Genomic DNA, 18639 nt, shown 5'->3' with positions numbered 1-18639 from the left:
TCGCCCGCCCTACAGTTCCTTGCGGTCGATCGACGACCGGACAACACGGAGACAGCCACGATGCGCAACCTCAACCAGGACAACATCACCCAGGCCGTGCTCGCGCGCTTCGCCGACACGCCCGACCCGCGCCTGCGCGAGATCCTGACCAGCCTGGTGCAGCACCTTCACGCCTTCGCGCGCGAGGTGAAGCTCACCGAGGAAGAATGGTTCCAGGGCATCCAGTACCTCACGGCCACCGGGCAGAAGTGCAACGACAAGCGGCAGGAGTTCATCCTGCTGTCGGACGTGCTGGGGCTGTCGATGCTCACCATCGCGATGAACAACGACAAGCCGGCCGGCTGTACCGAGGCCACCGTGTTCGGCCCCTTCTACTTCGAGGGCGCGCCCGAGTACGAGCACGGCGACGACGTGGCCAACGGCGCCGAGGGCGAGCCCTGCGACGTGTTCGCCATGGTGCGCGGCCTCGACGGCGAGCCGGTGGCGAATGCTGTCGTCGACGTGTGGCAGGCCGACGCGGGCGGCCACTACGACGTGCAGCACGCCGGCCTCGACCATGCGGAGAACCGCGGCACGCTGCGCACCGGGCCCGACGGTTCGCTGCACTTCCGCAGCGTGGTGGCGGTGGCGTACCCGATCCCCGTCGACGGGCCGGTGGGCGACCTGCTGCGCGCGACCAGGCGACATCCATGGCGGCCCGCGCACCTGCACTTCAAGATCGAGGCGCCGGGCTACGAGCGGCTCATCACGCACGTGTTCCGCGACGGCGACGAGTACCTGGATTCGGATGCGGTGTTCGCGGTGCGCCAGTCGCTGGTCGCGCCATGGAAGAAGCAGGACAACGGCCGCTGGCGCCTGGACTTCGACTTCGTGCTCAATCCGCTGAAGCAGACGGCTCGGCGGTAGCCCGCAGCCGGCACGCGCGGTGCCATGCTGCTACGCTCGGAAGGCAAGCCCGCCCCCAGGCGGGTTTTCTCTTGTCTTCCTTCCCCATGGCTTTTCCCCTGATCACCGACCCGTACTTCTACGCGGTCGCCATTCCCGCCGTGCTGCTGCTCGGCATCAGCAAGAGCGGCTTCGGCGCGGGCTTCGGCTCGCTCGCGGTGCCGATGATGGCGCTGGCCGTCACGGTGCCGCAGGCGGCCGCCATCCTGATGCCGCTGCTGCTGCTGATGGACCTGCTGGGCCTCGCGGCGTTCCGGCGCGACTTCGACCGCACGCTGCTGAAGTTCCTGATTCCGTTCGGGCTGCTGGGCACGGCGATCGGCACGCTGCTGTTCCGCGTGCTCTCGGCGCACACGGTGGCGGGCATCGTCGGCGTGTTCACGCTGCTCTTCCTGGCGCAGCGCCTGCTCTTTCCGCCCAAGCCCGACGATCCATTGCCCTCGCGCGGCGTCGGCGCGGTGCTGACGACGGTGTCGGGCTTCACCAGCTTCATCGCGCACGCGGGCGGGCCGCCGATCAACGCCTACGTCATTCCGCTGCGGCTCTCGCCGGTGATCTTCACGGCCACCATGGCCTACTTCTTCTTCGTGGTGAACCTGAGCAAGTGGATTCCCTACGCATGGCTCGGCCTGCTCGACTTCCGCACGCTCGCCACCTCGCTGGTGCTGATGCCGATCGCGCCCTTGGGCGTATGGGTCGGCATCCGCATCGCGCGGCGCATCGATGCGACGTGGTTCTATCGCTTCGTGTATCTGGGCATGTTCCTGACAGGACTCAAGCTCGTCTATGACGGCTTTCTGGCATGAGGCCGGCGAAGCGACACGAAGTGCGCGAAGCCTGGGGGCGAGCCTAGAACTCAACGATGGATTTGAAGCCGCCGAAGATCATCCGCTTGCTGTCGAAGGGCATGGTCTTGGGGTCCATCCCCGTGATGCGAGGGTCGGCCATGACCTTCGCGTTGACGGCGTCGCGGTGCTTGCGCGACTTGTAGACGATCCACGAGAAGGCGACGGTCTCGTCGGGCTTCTGCTTCACGCTCTGCGGAAATGACGTGAGCTTGCCCGGCTTCACGTCGTCGGCGATGCACTCCACGTATTCGAGTGCGCCGTACTCCATCCACACCTTGCCGGCCTTGCGCGCCAGCTTGCGGTAGGCCTCGACGTTGGCCGAGGGAATGGCGAGGACGAAGCCGTCTACATAGCGAGCCATGGTTGTTCTCCTGAAGAGTCTGTGGAACCGTTGAAGAAAGAAGACCGGCGGTTGCATGGCTGGTTGCCGCTCATTGCGAGGCCGCCGTTTCGTGGGGTGCTGCTGTTTCTTCGTTGTTCTGCGTCTGCCCCGGCATGGCGGAGCGAAGCAGCAAGGCACCGAGCAGACCCGCCACCGCCGCGAACACGGCGCCGACGAGGAACGCGAGGTTGTAGCCGCCGGTGAGTGCCAGCGGCAGTTGCGCACCGGCAGCTTCCATCGATGCGGAGCGCGCGGCGGCGGCGCTTGCCAGCACGGCCAGGCCCAGCGCGCCGCCCATCATGAAGGAGGTGTTGACCACGCCCGAGGCCAGGCCCGAGTCGGAGGGGCTCACTTCGCTCATCGCGGCCAGCAGCACCGGGTTGAAGGCCATGCCCGCGCCCAGGCCCAGCAGCATCATGCCGGGCAGCACGTCGAGCGCGAAGCTGCCGTTGACCGGCGCGCGCGCGAACAGCGCCAGCCCGATGGCCGCGAGCCACAGTCCCGCCGCCAGCGGCTTGCGGATGCCGAAGCGCATCACGATCCTGGCCGACAGGCCCAGCGAGAACACCGCCATGATGATGTTGGCCGGCAGGAAGGCCAGGCCGATCTGCATCGGCGTGTAGTTCAGCACCAGCTGCATGTAGAGCGCCGAGATGAAGAACCACGCGAACATGGCCGCCGCCCACAGCACGCCGACCACGTTGGCCACCGACACGCTGCGCAGCTTGAAGAGACCCAGCGGCATCAGCGGATGCTGCACGCGCGCTTCGATGGCGATGAAGATCGCCAGCAGCACCACCGCGGCGCCAAGCAGGCCCAGGGTCTGCGTGGAGCCCCAGCCGGCCTCGTTGCCGTTGACCACGCCGTACACCGCGAGCATGAGCGACAGCGTCACGGTGATGGCGCCCGCCACGTCGAGCTTCTCGCCGTGCGCATGGCCGCGCGCGCTGGGCAGAAGCGCCACGCACAGCGCATACACCGCCACGCCGATCGGCAGGTTCACCAGGAAGATCCAGTGCCAGCTCAGCGTGCTCGTGAGCAGGCCGCCCAGCAGCACACCGATGCTGCCGCCGCCGGCGCACACGAAGCCGTACACGCCCATCGCCTTGGCGCGGTCGGCCGGTTCGGTGAAGAGATTCATGATCAGCGAGAGCGACACGGCCGACACCACCGCTCCGCCCAGGCCCTGCACCGCGCGCGCCGTCACCAGCAGGCCCTGCGAGGTCGAGACCCCGCAGGCCAGCGATGCCAGCGTGAACAGCACCAGGCCCGCGAGGAACACGCGGCGATGGCCGTACAGGTCGCCCAGCCGGCCTCCGAGCAGCAGGAAGCCGCCGAAGGTCAGCATGTAGGCGTTCACCACCCAGACCAGCGAGGTCTCGGTGAAGCCCAGGTCGGTACGGATCGAGGGCAGCGCCACGTTCACGATGGTGGTGTCGAGCACGATCATCAGGACGCCCAGGCACAGCACCATCAATGCGAGCCAGCGCTTGCGGCTGTCGAGTTGGTTGGTCATGGGAAGCGGATTTCTTGGAGTGGAGGGTGAGGGGCTCAGACCAGCGGCTTGCCGCCGTTGATGAGCCACGGGGTGCCGAAGCGGTCGGTCACCATGCCGAAGCCTTCGACCCAGAAGGTCTTCTCGAAGGGCATGCCCACATGGCCGCCCTCGGCGAAGGCGTCGAAGACGCGCCGGGCCTCGGCCACGGTCTCGATGGTCAGCGCGACGCCGAAGCCCTTCATGCCCTGGTACGGCTGGCCGGGCATGGAGTCGGAGGCCATCAGGATGCCGCCGCCGTAGGCGAGCGAGGCATGCATGAGGCGCTTTTTCGCCTCGGGCGGGAACTGCTCGGTGTCGGGCGCGTCGCCGACGGTCATCATCATCTGCATGGTGCCGCCGAGCGTCTTCTCGTAGAAGCGCATGGCCTCGGCTGCGTTGCCGTCGAAGGTGAGGTAGGCGTGGATGTTGGGCATGGTGTTTCCTTTCGCGGTTACTTTTCGGTGGCGGCCTTCAGGTTGGCAAGACCCGTCTCGAAGTCCTTGCCGATCATCTGGTCCATGTTGAAGAAGATGCCCATGAGCCTGGCGATGTAGGGGCTCGGGCCGTACATGGCCCAGGTGACCTGCGTCGCGCCGCCCTGGGGCTGAAGCGTGAATTCGGCGGTGTTGTGGCCCTCGAAGGGCTTGATGAAGTCGAGCTTGATCGCGACCTTCGACGAAGGCGTGGACTCCACGATCTCCATGCGGCCCGCGCCCGCCTTGTCGTTGCCTTCCCACGCATAGGTCGCGCCCTTGCCGCTCGCACTGCCGCCGAAGCTGCGCTTCATGGCGGGGTCGAGCTTCTCGTAGGGCGACCAGGTGCCCCAGCGGTGGAAGTCGTCGATCAGCGGAAATATCTTCTCGGCCGGAGCCTCGATGCGCGCGGTGCGTTCGACGCGGAATGTGTCGGGCCGGGTGGCCGCATAGATCAGCAGCGCGGCGATCGCGAGCACGACGACGAGGGCGATTTTCTTGAGCATGGGTGGAGCTTTCTCTGGGATCCTGATGCGAGGGAAAGGCCGGTCAGCCCGGCTGCGCGACCACCAGCAGCCAGCCCACGCCGAAGCGGTCGGTCAGCATGCCGAACTTGGAAGTGAAGAAGGTCGGGATCAGCGGCTGCATGACCTGGCCGCCTTCGGCCAGCGCGTCGAACCACTTGACGGCTTCGGCGTCGGTGCTGGCGGTGAGCGCGAGCATGATGCCCTCGAACTTCGGCTGGCCCGAGCAGCGGCCGTCGGAGGCCATCAGCTCGGTCTCGCCGATGCGGAACACCGCGTGCATCACCTTCTCGGCATCGGGCATGCCGCCGGCGCAGCCGGTTTCTTCGGCTTCCGACGGAGCGCCCGCGGGTGCTTCCTTGTAGCGCATGAGCTGCGTGACCTCGGCGCCGAGCGCCTTCCTGTAGAAGCCGAGCGCTTCGTCGCAGCGGCCTTCGAACGAGAGATACGACTGGACTTTCATGACGATTCCTTTGGACTGGTGAGGTGACTCGGAGGCCCGCCGGTGTCATGGGCCGCAAACAATCGGATTACTTTGTGTACACCGTCCACAAAGAATAACAGAGATAATGGACAGTGTCCACATGGAGAAGCGATGAAGCTCAACAACGTCCCCGAAAGCCTGCCGCCCGCGCGCAGCACGTATCGCCACGGCGATCTGCGCCGGGCGCTGCTGGAAGCAGGCATCGAACTGGCCCGCGACGGCGGTCCCGACGCGGTCGTGTTGCGCGAGGCCACCCGGCGCGTCGGCGTGGTGCCCAACGCGGCCTACCGGCATTTCGGCAGCCGGCAGGAGCTGCTGCTCGCGGTGCGCGAGGCGGCGCTGGCGGCGGCGGCGCAGGCCATGGAAAAGGAACTGGCGGCCCAGCCCTGCGACCAGCCGCCCGCCGACTTCGCGCGCGGCCAGGTGCGCGCCGTCGGCACCGCCTACCTGCGTTTCGCCCAGGCCGAGCCGGGCCTGTTCCGCACCGCCTTCGTGATCTCCGACGAGGGCCGCGGCGAACTCGGCCCCGGCAAGGCCGGCGAGAGCGGGCTCGATCCGTTCCAGCTGCTGGGGAAGGCCATCGACCGGCTGGTGGACGCCGGCGTGCTCGACCCGGCGCGGCGCCCGAACGCGGAGTACTGCGCCTGGAGCGCGGTGCATGGGCTGGCGCTGCTCATCATCGACGGGCCGCTGCGCGAGATACCGCCCGAGGCGGCCTACAAGCTGGGCCAGCAGCTCATCGACATGGTCGAGCGGGGCCTCTGAGGCCGGCGCTTCGACAGACCGTTTCTACAGATAGATCTTCTGCAGCAGCCGTATCAGCGTCTCGCGCTCCCGCGCCGTGAGCTTGGCGCTGGCATCGGCCTCGAGCTGGATCACGGTCTGCTCCGCCTCGCGGATCAATGTTTCTCCGGCGGCAGTGAGATGCAGGCCGACGGCGCGCCCGTCGTGCGGATGAGGGCGGCGCTCGATCAACCCGCGGCTGTCGAGCGTGGCCACCAGGCTCACCAGGTTGGGCGGCAGGATATCCAGCGCATTGCACAGCTGCCGCGAGGTGGCGCCCGGGTTGTGGGCCAGCAGCGAGAGCACCGAGAAGTCGATCTGCTTGAGCCCGTAGGGCGCCATGCGCTCCGCGAAGAAGGCGCTGACGATCAGCCAGGCCCGGCGGGCGTTGTAGCCGACCAGGGTTTCGAGCATGCGCGTGTCGAGCCGGTCGGGCTTGCTGCCTTGCGGCGCCGCGGCCTGTTCGCCTTTGGCGGAAGCGGATTTCGGGTTGGAGGCCATGGCCCGAGCGTAACCCCGCGCCGACTGCCGCGAATGCCCGGAGTGGCTAGTTGGAGACACCGACGCCGGGCGCGGCCGCCTGGGCCGCATGTGTCAGCGCCACCGTCTCGCAGGAGCGCTTGATGATGCCCATGCGCATCTCGAACTCCGGCAGCACCCAGCGCCGGAAGGCGGCGCCCGCGCGGGCCCTGGCCGCATCCTGCGGCGCCGCAGCCTCGATGCGCGCCCAGGCCCACGCCATCAGCGCGAGCATGGTCACGCGCAGGTAGTCGTCGGCCACCTCGTACGGCAGCACCGGGTTGGCATGCGCCGCCATCGCGATGGTGGTGCCCATGTAGCGCAGCTGCGCCAGCCGGCGCTGCACGTCGGCGTCGGCCTCGCGAGAGGCGTCCAGCGTGTCGCGCAGCTCCAGCAGCACGGCCGACATGGCGGCGCCGGCGTCGGGCAGCACCTTGCGCACGAGCAGGTCGATGGCCTGGATCTCGTTGGTGCCCTCGTAGATCATGGTCACCCGCGAGTCGCGCACGATCTGCTCGATGCCCCACTCGCGCACGTAGCCGTGGCCGCCGAACACCTGCAGGCATTCGCTCGCGCCGTGGAAGGCCTGGTGCGTGCACGCGGCCTTGAGCACCGGCGTGACCAGCGAGCACCAGCGCTGCGCGCGCTCGCGGGCCTTGGGGTCGGCGTCGTGTTCGGCCACGTCGAGCATCAGCGCGCTGCGATAGGCGATGGCGCGCGCACCGTCGATCCAGGCGCGCTGCGTGTCGAGGATGCGGCGCACCGCCGGGTGCTCCGCGATCAGGTCGGCGCTCTCGCCGCCGCGGCTGGCGGGCACGGGGCCCGGCGCGCGCATCTGGCGGCGCTCGGCGGCATAGGCGTCGGCCTTCTGCCAGGCCGCGTCGAGCAGGCCGATGCCCTGCAGCGCCACGTGCAGCCGCGCCGAATTCATCATCACGAACATCGCGGCCAGCCCGCGGCCCGGTTCGCCGACCAGCCAGCCGGTGGCCTCGTCGAAGCGCATGCTGCAGGTGGGGCTGCCGTGCAGGCCCATCTTTTCCTCGATGCGCTCGCAGTGCACCGCATTGCGCGTGCCGTCGGGCAGCACCTTGGGCACCAGTGCGAGGGACAGACCCTTGGGCCCGGCCGGCGCATCGGGCAGGCGGCACAGCACGAGGTGGACGATGTTCGGCGTCAGGTCGTGCTCGCCGCCGGAGATGAAGATCTTGCTGCCGCTCACCCGCAGGCTGCCGTCGGCTTGCGGGACCGCGCGCGTGCGCACCTGTCCCAGGTCGCTGCCCGCGTGGGCCTCGGTGAGGCACATGGTCGCGAGCCATTCGCCGGTCGCGATCTTCTGCAGGTAGCGCTGCTTCAGCTCCTCGCTGCCGTGGTGCTTGAGGCAGGCGTACGCGCCATGCAGCAGGCCCGGTGCCATCGTGAGGCCATGGTTGGCCGCGGCCAGCCATTCGTAGAGCACCGCTTCCAGCACCGCCGGCAGGCCCTGGCCGCCGTCTTCCTGCGCGGCCGAGAGAGCGGGCCAGCCACCGTCGACGAAGGCCTGGTACGCATCGCGGAAGCCCGGCGGCGAGACGACGTCGCCGTCCGAGAAGCGACAGCCGATCTCGTCGCCGCCGCGGTTGATCGGCGCCACCACCTCGCCGACGAATCGACCCGCCTCCTCGAGCACCTGCGACTGCAGCGCCTCGTCGACTTCGGCAAAGGGCGCGAGCGCGGCAAGGCGCGCGGGGGCGTCGAGCACCGCGTTCAGCAGGAAGCGGATGTCGTCGGGGCGGGGCTGGTAATCCATCGGAGGCTCGTTAGCTAACTAGATATCAGGGTGTCGGCAGCTTGCACGCGAAGCTGCCCGCGCGCTCGGTGTCGCCGCCGGTGTAGGTGGCGACCTGGGGGTAGGGGCACAGCGGCCGCGTGCGTTGCGCGGCCCAGCCTGCGGGCACTTCGGCGTTGGGCACCGGCGTGCCCGCGCCGCGCGCCGCGGCGGTGACGGACGCGGGCGCCTTGCCCTGCTCGACCCAGTCGACCAGCGCGCTCAGCATGTCGAACTGGTCGGTGGCCGGGCCGCCCGCGCAATGGTTCATGCCGGGCACGGGGAAGTAGCGCGCGAACGAGGAGGCATCGCCGCCGTTCGCGGCCTGCACGCGCTCGTACCAGGCCTGCGTGTCGTCGGAGGAGAACACCGGGTCGCTGGTGCCGTGGTAGACGATCATGCGGCCGCCGCGCTCGCGCAGTGCGCCCAGGTTGGCTGCGTCGGGCGGCGTCATGAACGACAGCGCCGATTCGCGGAACACGCCGTCGGTGGCGGCGATGCGCGGGGCGTCGCGGTCCATGTCGAAGCCCAGCGCGAAGGGCAGGCCCTGCGGCCGGTCGGCCAATGGCGGCGTGCTGAAGATGAAGCCGACCGCGCCCGCGTCGCGCGTCGGCGGGCTCGCGAACTTCCACTCGCGCCAGTTGGCGCCGCTTACGCCCGCATCGAACGGGAAGCTGCTGTAGATCGGCTGGCCCGCGCCGTTGCGCGCGCCCTTGAACACGTTGGCGAGCGCGTTCTTCTGCGGCGCGCTCAGGCACATGCCGTCGCGCGTGCCCGCGGCGCAGGTCGGCACGTCGCGCTGGATGTCGAAGCGCGTGCGGCAGGCGTTGACGTTCGACACGATGCCGTCGGCGATGCCGTCGAGCGCGTCGCAGCGCTGCAGCACCTTGTCGGCCACCAGCTTCAGCTCGGCGGGCGTGAAGGCGCTCTGCAGGTCGGGCTGTCCGGCGGGCGTCTTCGCGCTGGCCACCGCTGCGTACTGCTGCGCGCCGTAGAGCTGCGCCACCGCCGCCTTCGGAAGGTTGAAGCCGGGGTCGCCCGCGAGCACCCCGTCGTACTGGCCGGCCGAGCGCACGGCGGCCACCATCGCGTGCCGGCCGCCGTTGGAGCAGCCGCCGATGTACGAGCGGTCGGGGCCGCGGCCGTAGGCCTTGGCGATCAGGTTCTTGGCCATCGGCGTGAGCTGCGCGACGGCGTTGTAGCCGTAGTCCAGCCGCGCCTGCGGATCGAGCCCGAAGCGCGGGCCCATCGAGCCCGCGTGGCCGGCGTCGGAGCTGATGACGGCGAAGCCCATCTGCAGCGCGCTGCTGCGCGGTCCGCCGCCGCCGATGCCGCCGAGCGCGGGCACCACCACGCCGTCGAGCCCGCCGTTGGCCTGGTAGAAGAATCGGCCGTTCCAGGCGACCGGCAGCCGCATCTCGAAGCCGATGGCATAGCGCTGGCCGTCGACGGGGCTTGTGCGCTCGTTCATGCGGCCCTGCACGAGGCAGTGCGCGGGCGCCGCCATCGCGACGCCGCCGACCGTGACGGTGCCGGCCGGCACCTCGGTGGCCGATGTGTAGACGGTGCCGGGCAGCACCGCGCGGGCGGCGAGGTCGGTGCAGGACTGCAGCGTGCCCGGCCGTGCGGCCGCCAGCGGCGCATGCGCGGCCGGCGGCGCGGTGGACCGGCTCGCGCAGGCCGCGAGCAGCGCTGCGGCGCCGAGCGCGGTCGCGCACAGGGCAGGGTGGAAGCGGCGCTGGGGCTTCTTCATGCGGTGGTCTCCTTGCCGCGCCAATTGCGGCGTTGTCGTTCGTTCAGGCGGCCTGGTTCTGCGGCTTGGTTCAGGCGACGTGGTTCAGGCGGCCTTCTTCGCGGCGCCTAGGTAGGTGTCGATCACGCGCGAGTCGACGGCCAGCTTCCTGGCCTCGCCTTCGAGGCTGACGCTGCCCATCTCGAGCACGTAGCCGTGGTCCGCCACCTCGAGCGCGGCGCGCGCGTTCTGCTCCACCAGCAGGATGGTCACCCCGGTGGCGCGCAGGGCCTCCACAGTGCGGAAGATCTCCTGCACCACCAGCGGAGCCAGCCCGAGGCTGGGCTCGTCGAGCATCAGCAGCGTGGGACGCGACATCAGCGCGCGGCCCACCGCCAGCATCTGCCGCTCGCCGCCCGAGAGCGTGCCGGCCAGCTGCGCGCGGCGCTCCTTCAGGCGCGGGAACAGCGTGTAGACCTCGTCGATGCGGTCGCGCCACTGGCGGTTGCGCATCCGCACCTGGCGGAAGGCGCCGAGCACGAGGTTGTCTTCCACCGGCATGGTGCCGAACAGCTCGCGCTTCTCTGGCACCAGCGCGATCCCGAGCATCACGCGCTCCTCGAGCGACAGCCCGTTGACCGGCTGGCCCTTGAACTCGATCACGCCCTTGGAAGGCAGAACGCCCATCAGCGCATTGAGCAGCGTGGACTTGCCCGCGCCGTTCGGCCCGATCACCGTGACCACGCTGCCCTGGCCGGCCTGCAGGTCGATGCCGTGCAGCACCTCGGCGCGGCCGTAGCCGGCGTGCAGGTCGCGGATGCGAAGCAGGGGTGTCGTCATGTCAATGTTCCGTTCCCAGGTACGCCGCGCGCACCTTGTCGCTCGCCTGCACCTCGGCGGGCGTGCCCTCCATCAGGTGCGTGCCGAATTCCATCACCACGATGTGGTCGCAGATGTCCATTACCAGTCCCATGTCGTGCTCGACCAGCAGGATGCTCATGCCCTCGCCGCGCAGCTGGCGCAGCACCTTGCCGAGCGCTTCCTTCTCCTTGTGGCGCAGGCCGGCGGCGGGCTCGTCGAGCAGCAGCAGGGCCGGGTCGGCGCACAGGGCGCGCGCGATCTCCAGCAGGCGCTGCTGGCCCATCGCGAGATTGCCTGCGAGCTCGTGCAGCAAGGCGCCCATGCCCACGCGCTGCAGCTGGCGCTCGGCCTCGCGGAACAGCGCGCGCTCCTCGGCGCGGTCGATGCGCAGCATGGCGGCGACGGCGCCCCTGCGACCGCGCAGGTGGGCGCCCAGCGCCACGTTCTCCAGTACCGTCATGTCCGCCACCATCTTCACGTGCTGGAAGGTGCGCGACACGCCGCGCTGCGCGATCTGCCGCGCGCCCAGCCCGCCGATGGCCTCGCCGCGGAAGCTCACCGCGCCGCCCGAGAGCCCGAGCACGCCGGTGATCAGGTTGAAGGTGGTCGACTTGCCCGCGCCGTTCGGCCCGATCAGGCCGACGATCTGGCCGGCGCGCGTCTGGAAGCTGATGTCGTTCACCGCCACCAGGCCGCCGAAGGTCTTTCGGATCGCGCGCACGTCGAGCACCACCTCGCCAGCCGCCGGCCTGGCGCGTGCCGGCAGGTCGCCGGCATCGTGCCAGTCGACCGCGCGGCGCGGACGCGGCAGGCGGCGGTCGACGAAGGCCCAGAGCCCGTCGGGCAGGTACTTGAGCACCAGCACGATCATGATGCCGAAGACGATCAGCTCGTAGCTGCCGGCCGTGCCGATCAGCTTGGGCAGCAGCACCTGCAGCTGGTCTTCGAGCTGCTTGACCACACCCGCGCCGGCGATCGCGCCCCACACGTGCGCCGCTCCGCCGAGCACCGCCATGAACAGGTACTCGATGCCCATCTTCAGCCCGAATGGCGACGGGTTCACCGTGCGCTGGAAGTGCGCGAACAGCCAGCCCGAGACCGATGCGAAGAGCGCCGCCAGCACGAAGATGCCGATCTTGAAGCGCAGCGTGTTCACGCCCATGGCCTCGGCCATCTGAGAGCCGCCGGCCAGCGCGCGGATGGCTCGGCCGCTGCGCGAGTCGAGCAGGCGGATCACGGCAAAGGCCGCGAGCAGCGCGAAGATCCAGACCACCGCATAGAACATGCGCTGCTGGCCGATCTCGAAGCCGAACACCGTGAGACCCTTCACGCCGAGGATGCCGTCGTACTTGCCCAGCGCCTCCAGGTTGCCCATGAGGTAGTACAGCGACAGCGCCCAGGCGATGGTGGCCAGCGGCAGGTAGTGGCCCGACATGCGCAGCGTGATCGCGCCGATGATCGCCGCGCTGACGCCCGTGAGCGCCAGCCCGATGAAGAGCGTGACCCAGGGCGACAGCCCGGTATTCACCGTGAGATAGGCGGTGGTGTACGCGCCGATGCCCACGAAGGCCGCCTGCCCGAACGAGGTGAGGCCGCCCACGCCGGTGAGCAGCACCAGGCCCAGCACAGGCAGCGTGTAGATGCCGACGTAGTTGAGCTGGATGATCCAGAAGTCGGGCAGCGGCAGCAGCGGCAGCGCGATGAGCACCAGCACCAGCGCCAGCGGGCCCCAGGTGCGCAGCGCGCTCTTGTCGGGCGCACTGGCCGTCGAGGAATTGAGGAGCGCTTCCATGTTCAGATGCCCCTCACGGTGCGCATCGCACACGATCCACCCACGCGGCACGGCCGATGCGGGGAACGCCGCGGAACCGGCTTTGCCGGGCCGCAGGTGTCGCACCCAGCGAGGGGGTTGGCGAAGCGACACGAAGTGCGCGAAGCCTGGGAGAGTTTCATTTCAATGTTCCTCGTCCGAATGGCCGCTCTTCAGCGAGCGCCACAGCAGCACCGGCAGGATGATGGTGAACACGATCACTTCCTTGAACGAACTGGCCCAGAAGGAGCCGAAGGCCTCGATCACGCCCACGGCCAGCGCGCCGACCAGCGCGCCGGGGTAGCTCGCCAGGCCCGCGATCACTCCGGCCACGAAGCCCTTCAGGCCGATGAGGAAACCCGAGTCGTAGAACACCGTGGTGGTCGGCCCGATCAGCAGCCCCGAGAGCGCGCCGATCAGCGCCGCCATCGCGAAGGTGAGCTGCCCGGCCGCCTGGGTCGAGATGCCCATGAGCCTCGCGCCCAGCCGGTTCACCGCCGTGGCGCGCAGCGCCTTGCCGTAGAGGCTGCGCTCGAAGAACAGATACAGCAGCACGATCAGCGCGGCCGACATGCCGAAGATGATGAGCGCCTGCCCGCTCACGTTGAGCGGCCCGAGCGCCATGCGCTCGTCCCAGAACGGCGGGTTGCGGAAACCCTCCGCGCCGAAGAAGAGCAGGCCCAGGCCGGTCATCGCGAAGTGCACGCCCACCGAGACGATCAGCAGCACCAGCGAGCTCGCGCCCGCCAGCGACTGGTAGGCCACGCGGTACACCAGCGGCCCGAAGGCCGTGACGATGAACACCGTGAGCAGCGCCTGCACGCCGATGGGCAGGTTGCGCGGGCCGGCCCAGGCCGAGATCGCGCAGATGACGGCCGGCGCCGCGAAGGTGCGCAGCGCGGCCTTCAGCCCGGCGGCCGCGCTGCCGGCGTGGCGCCAGGTGACGACCAGGTCCATCAGCGCCGCGACGCCGGCCAGGATGAGCAGCAGCCACACCGTGCCCGGCGTCTTGCCGGTCTGGAAGATCGCCAGCGTCAGCGCGCCGTACGCCACGAATTCGCCCTGCGGGATGAAGATGACACGGGTCACCGTGAAGACGAGCACGATGCCCATGCCCAGCAGGGCATAGATCGCGCCATTGGTGAGGCCGTCCAGCGTCAGGATGCTGGCGATCGAGAAATCCATGGCGTATGCGCGATGTTGGCGGTGCGGATGTGAAGAAGAGGGGATTACTGCTCGACCTTGAACGCGCCGTTCACCACCTTGAGCATCACGCCGGTCTCGGTCGTGTAGCCCCAGTGGTCCTGCGCGGTCCAGTTCAGCACGCCGTGCGCGAGCACGGTGCGGCCCATGCCTTCGAGCGCGTCGCGCAGCGCGGCGCGGAACTCCGGCGTGCCGGGCTTGGCTTTCTTGAGCGCAACCGGCACGGCCTTCTCGAGCACCGTGAGCGCGTCGGCCGCATGGCCGGCGAACTGGTTGCGCGAGCCGGGGCCGTAGGCCTTCTCGTAGCCCTGCACGAAGGCGACGGCGGCGGCCTTCGAGGGATGGCTGTCGGGCAGCTGCTCGGCCACGGTGGCGGGGCCCGAGACCACGAAGGTGCCCTCGGCATCCTTGCCGGCGGTGCGCATCAGGTCCTGCGTGGCGGCGGCGTGCGTCTGGTAGACCTTGCCCTTGTAGCCGCGCTCCATCACCGCCTTCTGCGGCATGCCCGCGCCGCTGCCCGAGGCCACGATCAGGATCGCGTCGGGGTTGGCCGAAGTGAGCTTGAGCACCTGGCCGGTCACGCTGGTGTCGGCGCGCGCGAAGCGCTCGGTGGCGACGATCTTGATGCCGTTCTTGGCGGCCTCGGCCGTCAGCGCCTTGAGCCACAGTTCGCCGTAGGCGTCGGTGTAGCCGAGGAAGCCGACCGTCTTGACGTTCTGCTTCTTCATGTGGGCGACCACCGCGTAGGCCATCACGTCGTTCGACTGCGGCAGGCGGAAGAACCACTTGTCCTTGCCCGGCGGCAGCCCGGCCGGCGCGGTCGACAGCTGCGGCGTGCCCGACTCGGCCGTCACGTCGGCCATCGGGATCGCGACGGGCGTGGCGCTGGAGCCGATGATGATGTCGGCCTTGTCCTCGGTGACCAGGCGCTGCGCGTCCTTCACGCCGGTGGTCGGGTCGGTGGCGTCGTCGAGCACCACCACCTTGAGCGTTTCGCCCGCGATGGTCTTCGGCCAGATGGCGATGCCGTTCTTCACCGGAATGCCCAGGCCCGAGGCCGGGCCGGTGAGCGGCTGAACCACGCCCACGGTGATGTCGGCATGGGCGAGGCCCATGGCCATGAGCGCCAGCACGGCGGCGAGGGTGGTCTTCTTGAAAGTCATCGGTGTCTCCTGGGTACGTTGTGAAGCGGGCGGAACGAACGCGAAAAGGGAAAGGGCCTCAGCGCGGCGCCATGCGCAGCGCGCCGTCGAGGCGGATCACCTCGCCGTTGAGGTGGCCGTTGGTGACGATGTGGCAGGCCAGCTCGGCGAACTCCGAGGGCTTGCCCAGCCGCGGCGGGAAGGGGATGGACGCGGCCAGCGAGTGCTGCACCGCCTCGGGCAGCTCCAGCAGCAGCGGGGTGGCGAAGAGGCCCGGCGCCACGGTGCATACGCGGATGGCGTGTTGCGCGAGGTCGCGCGCCATCGGCAGCGTCATGCCCACCAGGCCGCCCTTGGAGGCGCTGTAGGCCTGCTGGCCCACCTGGCCGTCGAAGGCGGCGACCGAGGCGGTGAAGAGCATCACGCCCTTCTCGCCTTTTTCATCGCCGCTGTCGAGCGCCGGCAGCTTCGCGCAGCGCGCGGCGAACAGGCGCGCCATGTTGTAGCCGCCGATCAGGTTGATGTTGACCACGCGCACGAAGTCTTCGAGCGGCGCGGGATTGCCGTCCTTGCCGACGATGCGCTTGGCGCTGCCGATGCCGGCCACGTTCATCAGGATGCGGGCGGTGCCGTGGGCGGCCTCGGCCTTGTCGAGCGCGGCGTTCACGCTGTCGGTGTCGGTGATGTCGCAGACGCACGCGACGCCGCCGATCTCGGAGGCCACCTTCGCGGCGAGTTCGGCATTGCGGTCGAGCACGGCGACCTTCGCGCCCAGCCGCGCGAGCTCGCGCGCGGTGGCTTCGCCCAGGCCCGATGCGCCGCCCGTGACCAGTGCTGCTTGTCCTTCGATCTTCATTTGTCTCGTCTCCAGGAATGTCCAGAAAGGTGGGGAAAAGGCTCAGCGGGGCTTCAGGGTGAAGGGCAGGCTGCCGTCGTGCATCGCCTCGGCCAGCGCGGCGCGGTGCTTGAGCACGGAACGCTGGTTGATGGAGCCCTTGTCGGTGACCTCGCCCTTGTCGATGGATGGCGGCTCGGCCATCAGGTGCAGCCGCGCGATGCGGTTGGCGCTGCCGGTGGCGCCGGCGGCCAGCGTGTCGACCACCTGCTGGAAGTGCGCCTGCACGGGCACGCTCTCGAGCACCTCGCGCATGGTGGCGTCGGCCGGCAGGCCGGCGAGCTCGCGCACCTTCTGCGTCGGGAAGATGAGCGCGCCCACTTCCTTCAGGTTGATGCCGGTCAGCACCGCGTCCTGCACATAGGGCGCGCCGGCCGCGATGATCTTCGCGCGCATCGGGCCCACGCTCACGAAGGTGCCGGTCGCGAGCTTGAAGTCTTCGGCGATGCGGCCGTCGAAGCGCAGGCCGCGGTGGATGTTGTCCTCGTCGATCCACTTCACCGCGTCGCCGGTGGAGAAGAAGCCTTCCTCGTCGAAGGCCTCGGCCGTGGCCTCGGGCGCGCGCCAGTAGCCCGGCGTGATGTTGGGGCCGCGGTAGCGCACCTCGGTCTTGCCGTCGACCTCGATCAGCTTGAGCTCGATGCCCGGCGCAGGCAGGCCCACGTCGCCCGACTTCACGTCGGGCCCGGTCACGTACAGCGCGAAGGGGCCCGATTCGGTCATTCCCAGGCCGGTGCCCATGACGATGCGCTCGCCGACTTCGGCCTCCTGCGTGCGGTGCAGGCTGTCCCACACCGGCTGCGAGAGCGCCGCGCCCGAATAGAAGAACATCTTCACGCGCGACAGCAGGTTGCCGCGCAGCACCGGGTCGGTTTCCATGGCCTGCGCGATGGCCTCGAAGCCGGTGGGTACGTTGAAGTAGATGGTGGGCGCGATCTCGCGCAGGTTGCGCAGCGTCTCGGCCATGCCGGCGGGCGTGGGCTTGCCGTCGTCGATGTAGAGCGTGCCGCCGTTGTCCAGCACGATGCCCACGTTGTGGTTGCCGCCGAAGGTGTGGTTCCAGGGCAGCCAGTCGACCAGCACGGGCGGCTCGTCGCCCAGTGCGGGGATCGACTGGCGCAGCTGCTGCTGGTTGGCGCACCACATGCGGTGCGTGTTGATCACGGCCTTGGGCATCTTGGTCGAGCCCGAGGTGAAGAGGAACTTGGTGATGGTGTCGGGGCCGGTGGCGCGCATCGCCGCGTCGATGGCGGGCGTGGCAGGCGTGGAGGCGAGGGCGCTGAACGGCGTGACCGGCCGGTCGTCGAGCCGGCCGTCGGCCAGCACGACCTCGGTGCCGGCGGGCACGACCGCCGCGATGGCCCTGGCGAAACGCGCCGCGTCGCTCGCGAACACGAGGCCGGGCGTGAGCGTGTCGAAGACGTGGCGCAGCTTCTCGAAATCCTGGCTCACCAGGGAGTAGGGCGGCGACACGGGGCAGTAGGGCACGCCGGCGTAGAGGCAGCCCAGCGCCATCAGCGCATGCTCGATGCCGTTCTCGCTGAGGATCGCGACCGGGCGGTCGGCGCTCAGGCCGCGGTCCAGCAGGGCCTGTCCGATGCCGCGTGCTTCTTCGAGCGCCTGCGCGTAGCTCACGCGCAGCCAGTCGCCGGTGCTGCCGTCGGCCAGCCGTTCGCGGCGGGCGATGAAGGTGCGATCGGGCTCGCGCTCGGCCCAGTAGGCGAGGCGGTCGGTCATGCGCTCGCGATAGGGGGCGAGCGGCGTCTCGGCGCTCAGGTATTGCGTGCCCGGCGCGCCGTCGCGCAGCACCGCGCGGGTGACGCCGAAGACCAGCGGGCGGTAGCGGACGGCGGGGGTGCTCATCCCTTGCTCACTTTCGCGCCGCGTCCTTCGAGGAAGTCGCGCACGCGCTGCTTGGCTTCGGGCGCGGCCTGCGTGATGCCGGAGATCAGCGCCTCGGTGAAGAAGCCGTGATCGGCCGACTGCTCGGCGATGCGCGGCAGGGCGTGCATCAGCGCGTAGTTGGTCAGCGGCGCGTTGGTGGCCACGCGCTTGGCGAGCTCGAAGGCCTTGTCGAAGGCCTGGCCCTCGTCGACGAGGTACTGCGCGAAGTTGGCGCGCTCGCCGTCCTCGGCGTTGTAGACGCGGCCGGTCATCATCATGTCGGTCATGCGGGCCACGCCGATCAGCTTGGGGATGCGCACCGAGCCGCCGCCGCCCACGAAGATGCCGCGCGAGCCTTCGGGCAGCGCGTAGAAGGTGGTGCGGTCGGCCACGCGGATGTGGCAGGCGCTGGCCAGCTCGAGCCCGCCGCCGACCACCGCGCCGTGCAGCGCCGCGATCACCGGCACCGGGCCGTGCTGGATCAGGTCGAGCGCGGCGTGCCACATGCGCGAGTGCTGCATGCCCTGGCCGGCGTCGCGCTCCTTCAGCTCGCTCAGGTCGAGGCCGGCGCAGAAGTGCGGGCCCTCGCCGTCGATCACCGCCGCGCGCACGCTGGACGGCAGCTTCTCGAAGGTGTCGCGCAGCGCGAGGATCAGTCCGTCGGACAGCGCGTTGCGCTTGGAGCCGCGCGTGAGGCGGACGATGGCGACTTCGTCGCGGATGTCGAGTTGGAGGTCTGGATTGGTCATGATGGGGTCCGGGGTTGCGTCGAATTATGGTTATGGGAAATAATCAATTCAAGGAATTTGGAGC

At 69.5% G+C, this 18639-nt stretch carries 18 protein-coding genes; 3 read left to right on the top strand and 15 right to left on the bottom strand.

Annotated elements, in window-relative coordinates; all coding sequences use genetic code 11:
- The first annotated feature begins 60 nt into the window (after positions 1-60).
- Positions 61-906: an intradiol ring-cleavage dioxygenase gene (locus G369_RS0121710; protein ID WP_019656144.1), complete on the top strand. Its 846-nt coding sequence runs from the start codon at positions 61-63 to the stop codon at positions 904-906.
- A gap of 86 nt (positions 907-992) precedes the next feature.
- On the top strand, positions 993-1751 hold the full coding sequence (locus G369_RS0121705; protein WP_019656143.1) for a sulfite exporter TauE/SafE family protein: 759 nt from the start codon (positions 993-995) through the stop codon (positions 1749-1751).
- 43 nt (positions 1752-1794) lie between these two features.
- Here G369_RS0121705 and G369_RS0121700 read toward each other — a convergent pair whose 3' ends face one another.
- The 5 genes from G369_RS0121700 to G369_RS0121680 form a co-directional block, all read right to left on the bottom strand.
- Positions 1795-2154 carry a DUF1428 domain-containing protein gene (locus tag G369_RS0121700; RefSeq protein WP_019656142.1) on the bottom strand — a complete coding sequence of 120 codons (360 nt, stop codon included), beginning with the start codon at positions 2152-2154 and terminating at the stop codon, positions 1795-1797.
- 70 nt (positions 2155-2224) lie between these two features.
- On the bottom strand, positions 2225-3691 hold the full coding sequence (locus tag G369_RS0121695) for a DHA2 family efflux MFS transporter permease subunit (protein WP_019656141.1): 1467 nt from the start codon (positions 3689-3691) through the stop codon (positions 2225-2227).
- Between the two features lie 35 nt (positions 3692-3726).
- Positions 3727-4146 (bottom strand): VOC family protein, encoded by a 420-nt coding sequence (locus G369_RS0121690; protein ID WP_019656140.1) that lies wholly within the window; start codon positions 4144-4146, stop codon positions 3727-3729.
- 17 nt (positions 4147-4163) lie between these two features.
- Complete coding sequence (locus G369_RS0121685; protein ID WP_019656139.1) at positions 4164-4691, bottom strand: SRPBCC family protein; 528 nt, start codon at positions 4689-4691, stop codon at positions 4164-4166.
- A 43-nt stretch (positions 4692-4734) separates the two neighbouring features.
- Positions 4735-5172 (bottom strand): VOC family protein, encoded by a 438-nt coding sequence (locus tag G369_RS0121680; protein ID WP_019656138.1) that lies wholly within the window; start codon positions 5170-5172, stop codon positions 4735-4737.
- 132 nt (positions 5173-5304) lie between these two features.
- Here G369_RS0121680 and G369_RS0121675 point away from each other — a divergent pair, with 132 nt between their 5' ends.
- Entirely contained in the window at positions 5305-5958 is a 654-nt protein-coding gene (locus G369_RS0121675; protein ID WP_019656137.1) for a TetR/AcrR family transcriptional regulator, read from the top strand.
- Between the two features lie 24 nt (positions 5959-5982).
- Here the strand turns inward: G369_RS0121675 and G369_RS0121670 are convergent, their stop codons facing one another.
- From G369_RS0121670 to G369_RS0121625, 10 genes are all read right to left on the bottom strand, one after another.
- Complete coding sequence (locus G369_RS0121670) at positions 5983-6477, bottom strand: MarR family winged helix-turn-helix transcriptional regulator (protein ID WP_019656136.1); 495 nt, start codon at positions 6475-6477, stop codon at positions 5983-5985.
- Between the two features lie 46 nt (positions 6478-6523).
- On the bottom strand, positions 6524-8281 hold the full coding sequence (locus tag G369_RS0121665; RefSeq protein ID WP_019656135.1) for an acyl-CoA dehydrogenase family protein: 1758 nt from the start codon (positions 8279-8281) through the stop codon (positions 6524-6526).
- A gap of 25 nt (positions 8282-8306) precedes the next feature.
- Positions 8307-10052 (bottom strand): tannase/feruloyl esterase family alpha/beta hydrolase, encoded by a 1746-nt coding sequence (locus G369_RS0121660; protein ID WP_019656134.1) that lies wholly within the window; start codon positions 10050-10052, stop codon positions 8307-8309.
- Positions 10053-10136: 84 nt separating this feature from the next.
- Positions 10137-10871, bottom strand: coding sequence for an ABC transporter ATP-binding protein (locus tag G369_RS0121655; RefSeq protein WP_019656133.1), 735 nt, complete (start codon positions 10869-10871; stop codon positions 10137-10139).
- A gap of 1 nt (position 10872) precedes the next feature.
- Complete coding sequence (locus G369_RS0121650) at positions 10873-12684, bottom strand: branched-chain amino acid ABC transporter ATP-binding protein/permease (protein ID WP_019656132.1); 1812 nt, start codon at positions 12682-12684, stop codon at positions 10873-10875.
- A gap of 162 nt (positions 12685-12846) precedes the next feature.
- Positions 12847-13887: a branched-chain amino acid ABC transporter permease gene (locus G369_RS0121645; RefSeq protein ID WP_019656131.1), complete on the bottom strand. Its 1041-nt coding sequence runs from the start codon at positions 13885-13887 to the stop codon at positions 12847-12849.
- Positions 13888-13931: 44 nt separating this feature from the next.
- Entirely contained in the window at positions 13932-15068 is a 1137-nt protein-coding gene (locus G369_RS0121640; RefSeq protein ID WP_019656130.1) for an ABC transporter substrate-binding protein, read from the bottom strand.
- 58 nt (positions 15069-15126) lie between these two features.
- Positions 15127-15903: an SDR family NAD(P)-dependent oxidoreductase gene (locus G369_RS0121635; RefSeq protein WP_019656129.1), complete on the bottom strand. Its 777-nt coding sequence runs from the start codon at positions 15901-15903 to the stop codon at positions 15127-15129.
- 42 nt (positions 15904-15945) lie between these two features.
- A complete protein-coding gene (locus G369_RS0121630) occupies positions 15946-17805 on the bottom strand; it encodes a feruloyl-CoA synthase (protein ID WP_019656128.1) in 1860 nt (619 codons plus the stop codon).
- Positions 17802-18575 (bottom strand): crotonase/enoyl-CoA hydratase family protein, encoded by a 774-nt coding sequence (locus G369_RS0121625; protein ID WP_019656127.1) that lies wholly within the window; start codon positions 18573-18575, stop codon positions 17802-17804. The genes G369_RS0121630 and G369_RS0121625 overlap by 4 nt, the downstream gene beginning before the upstream one ends.
- Positions 18576-18639: the final 64 nt, after the last annotated feature.

This window comes from Variovorax atrisoli 110B, assembly GCF_000382045.1.
Classification (GTDB): domain Bacteria; phylum Pseudomonadota; class Gammaproteobacteria; order Burkholderiales; family Burkholderiaceae_C; genus Variovorax; species Variovorax atrisoli.
Note: the sequence above shows the minus strand (reverse complement) of the source record. Positions and strands in the feature narration are given on the sequence as shown.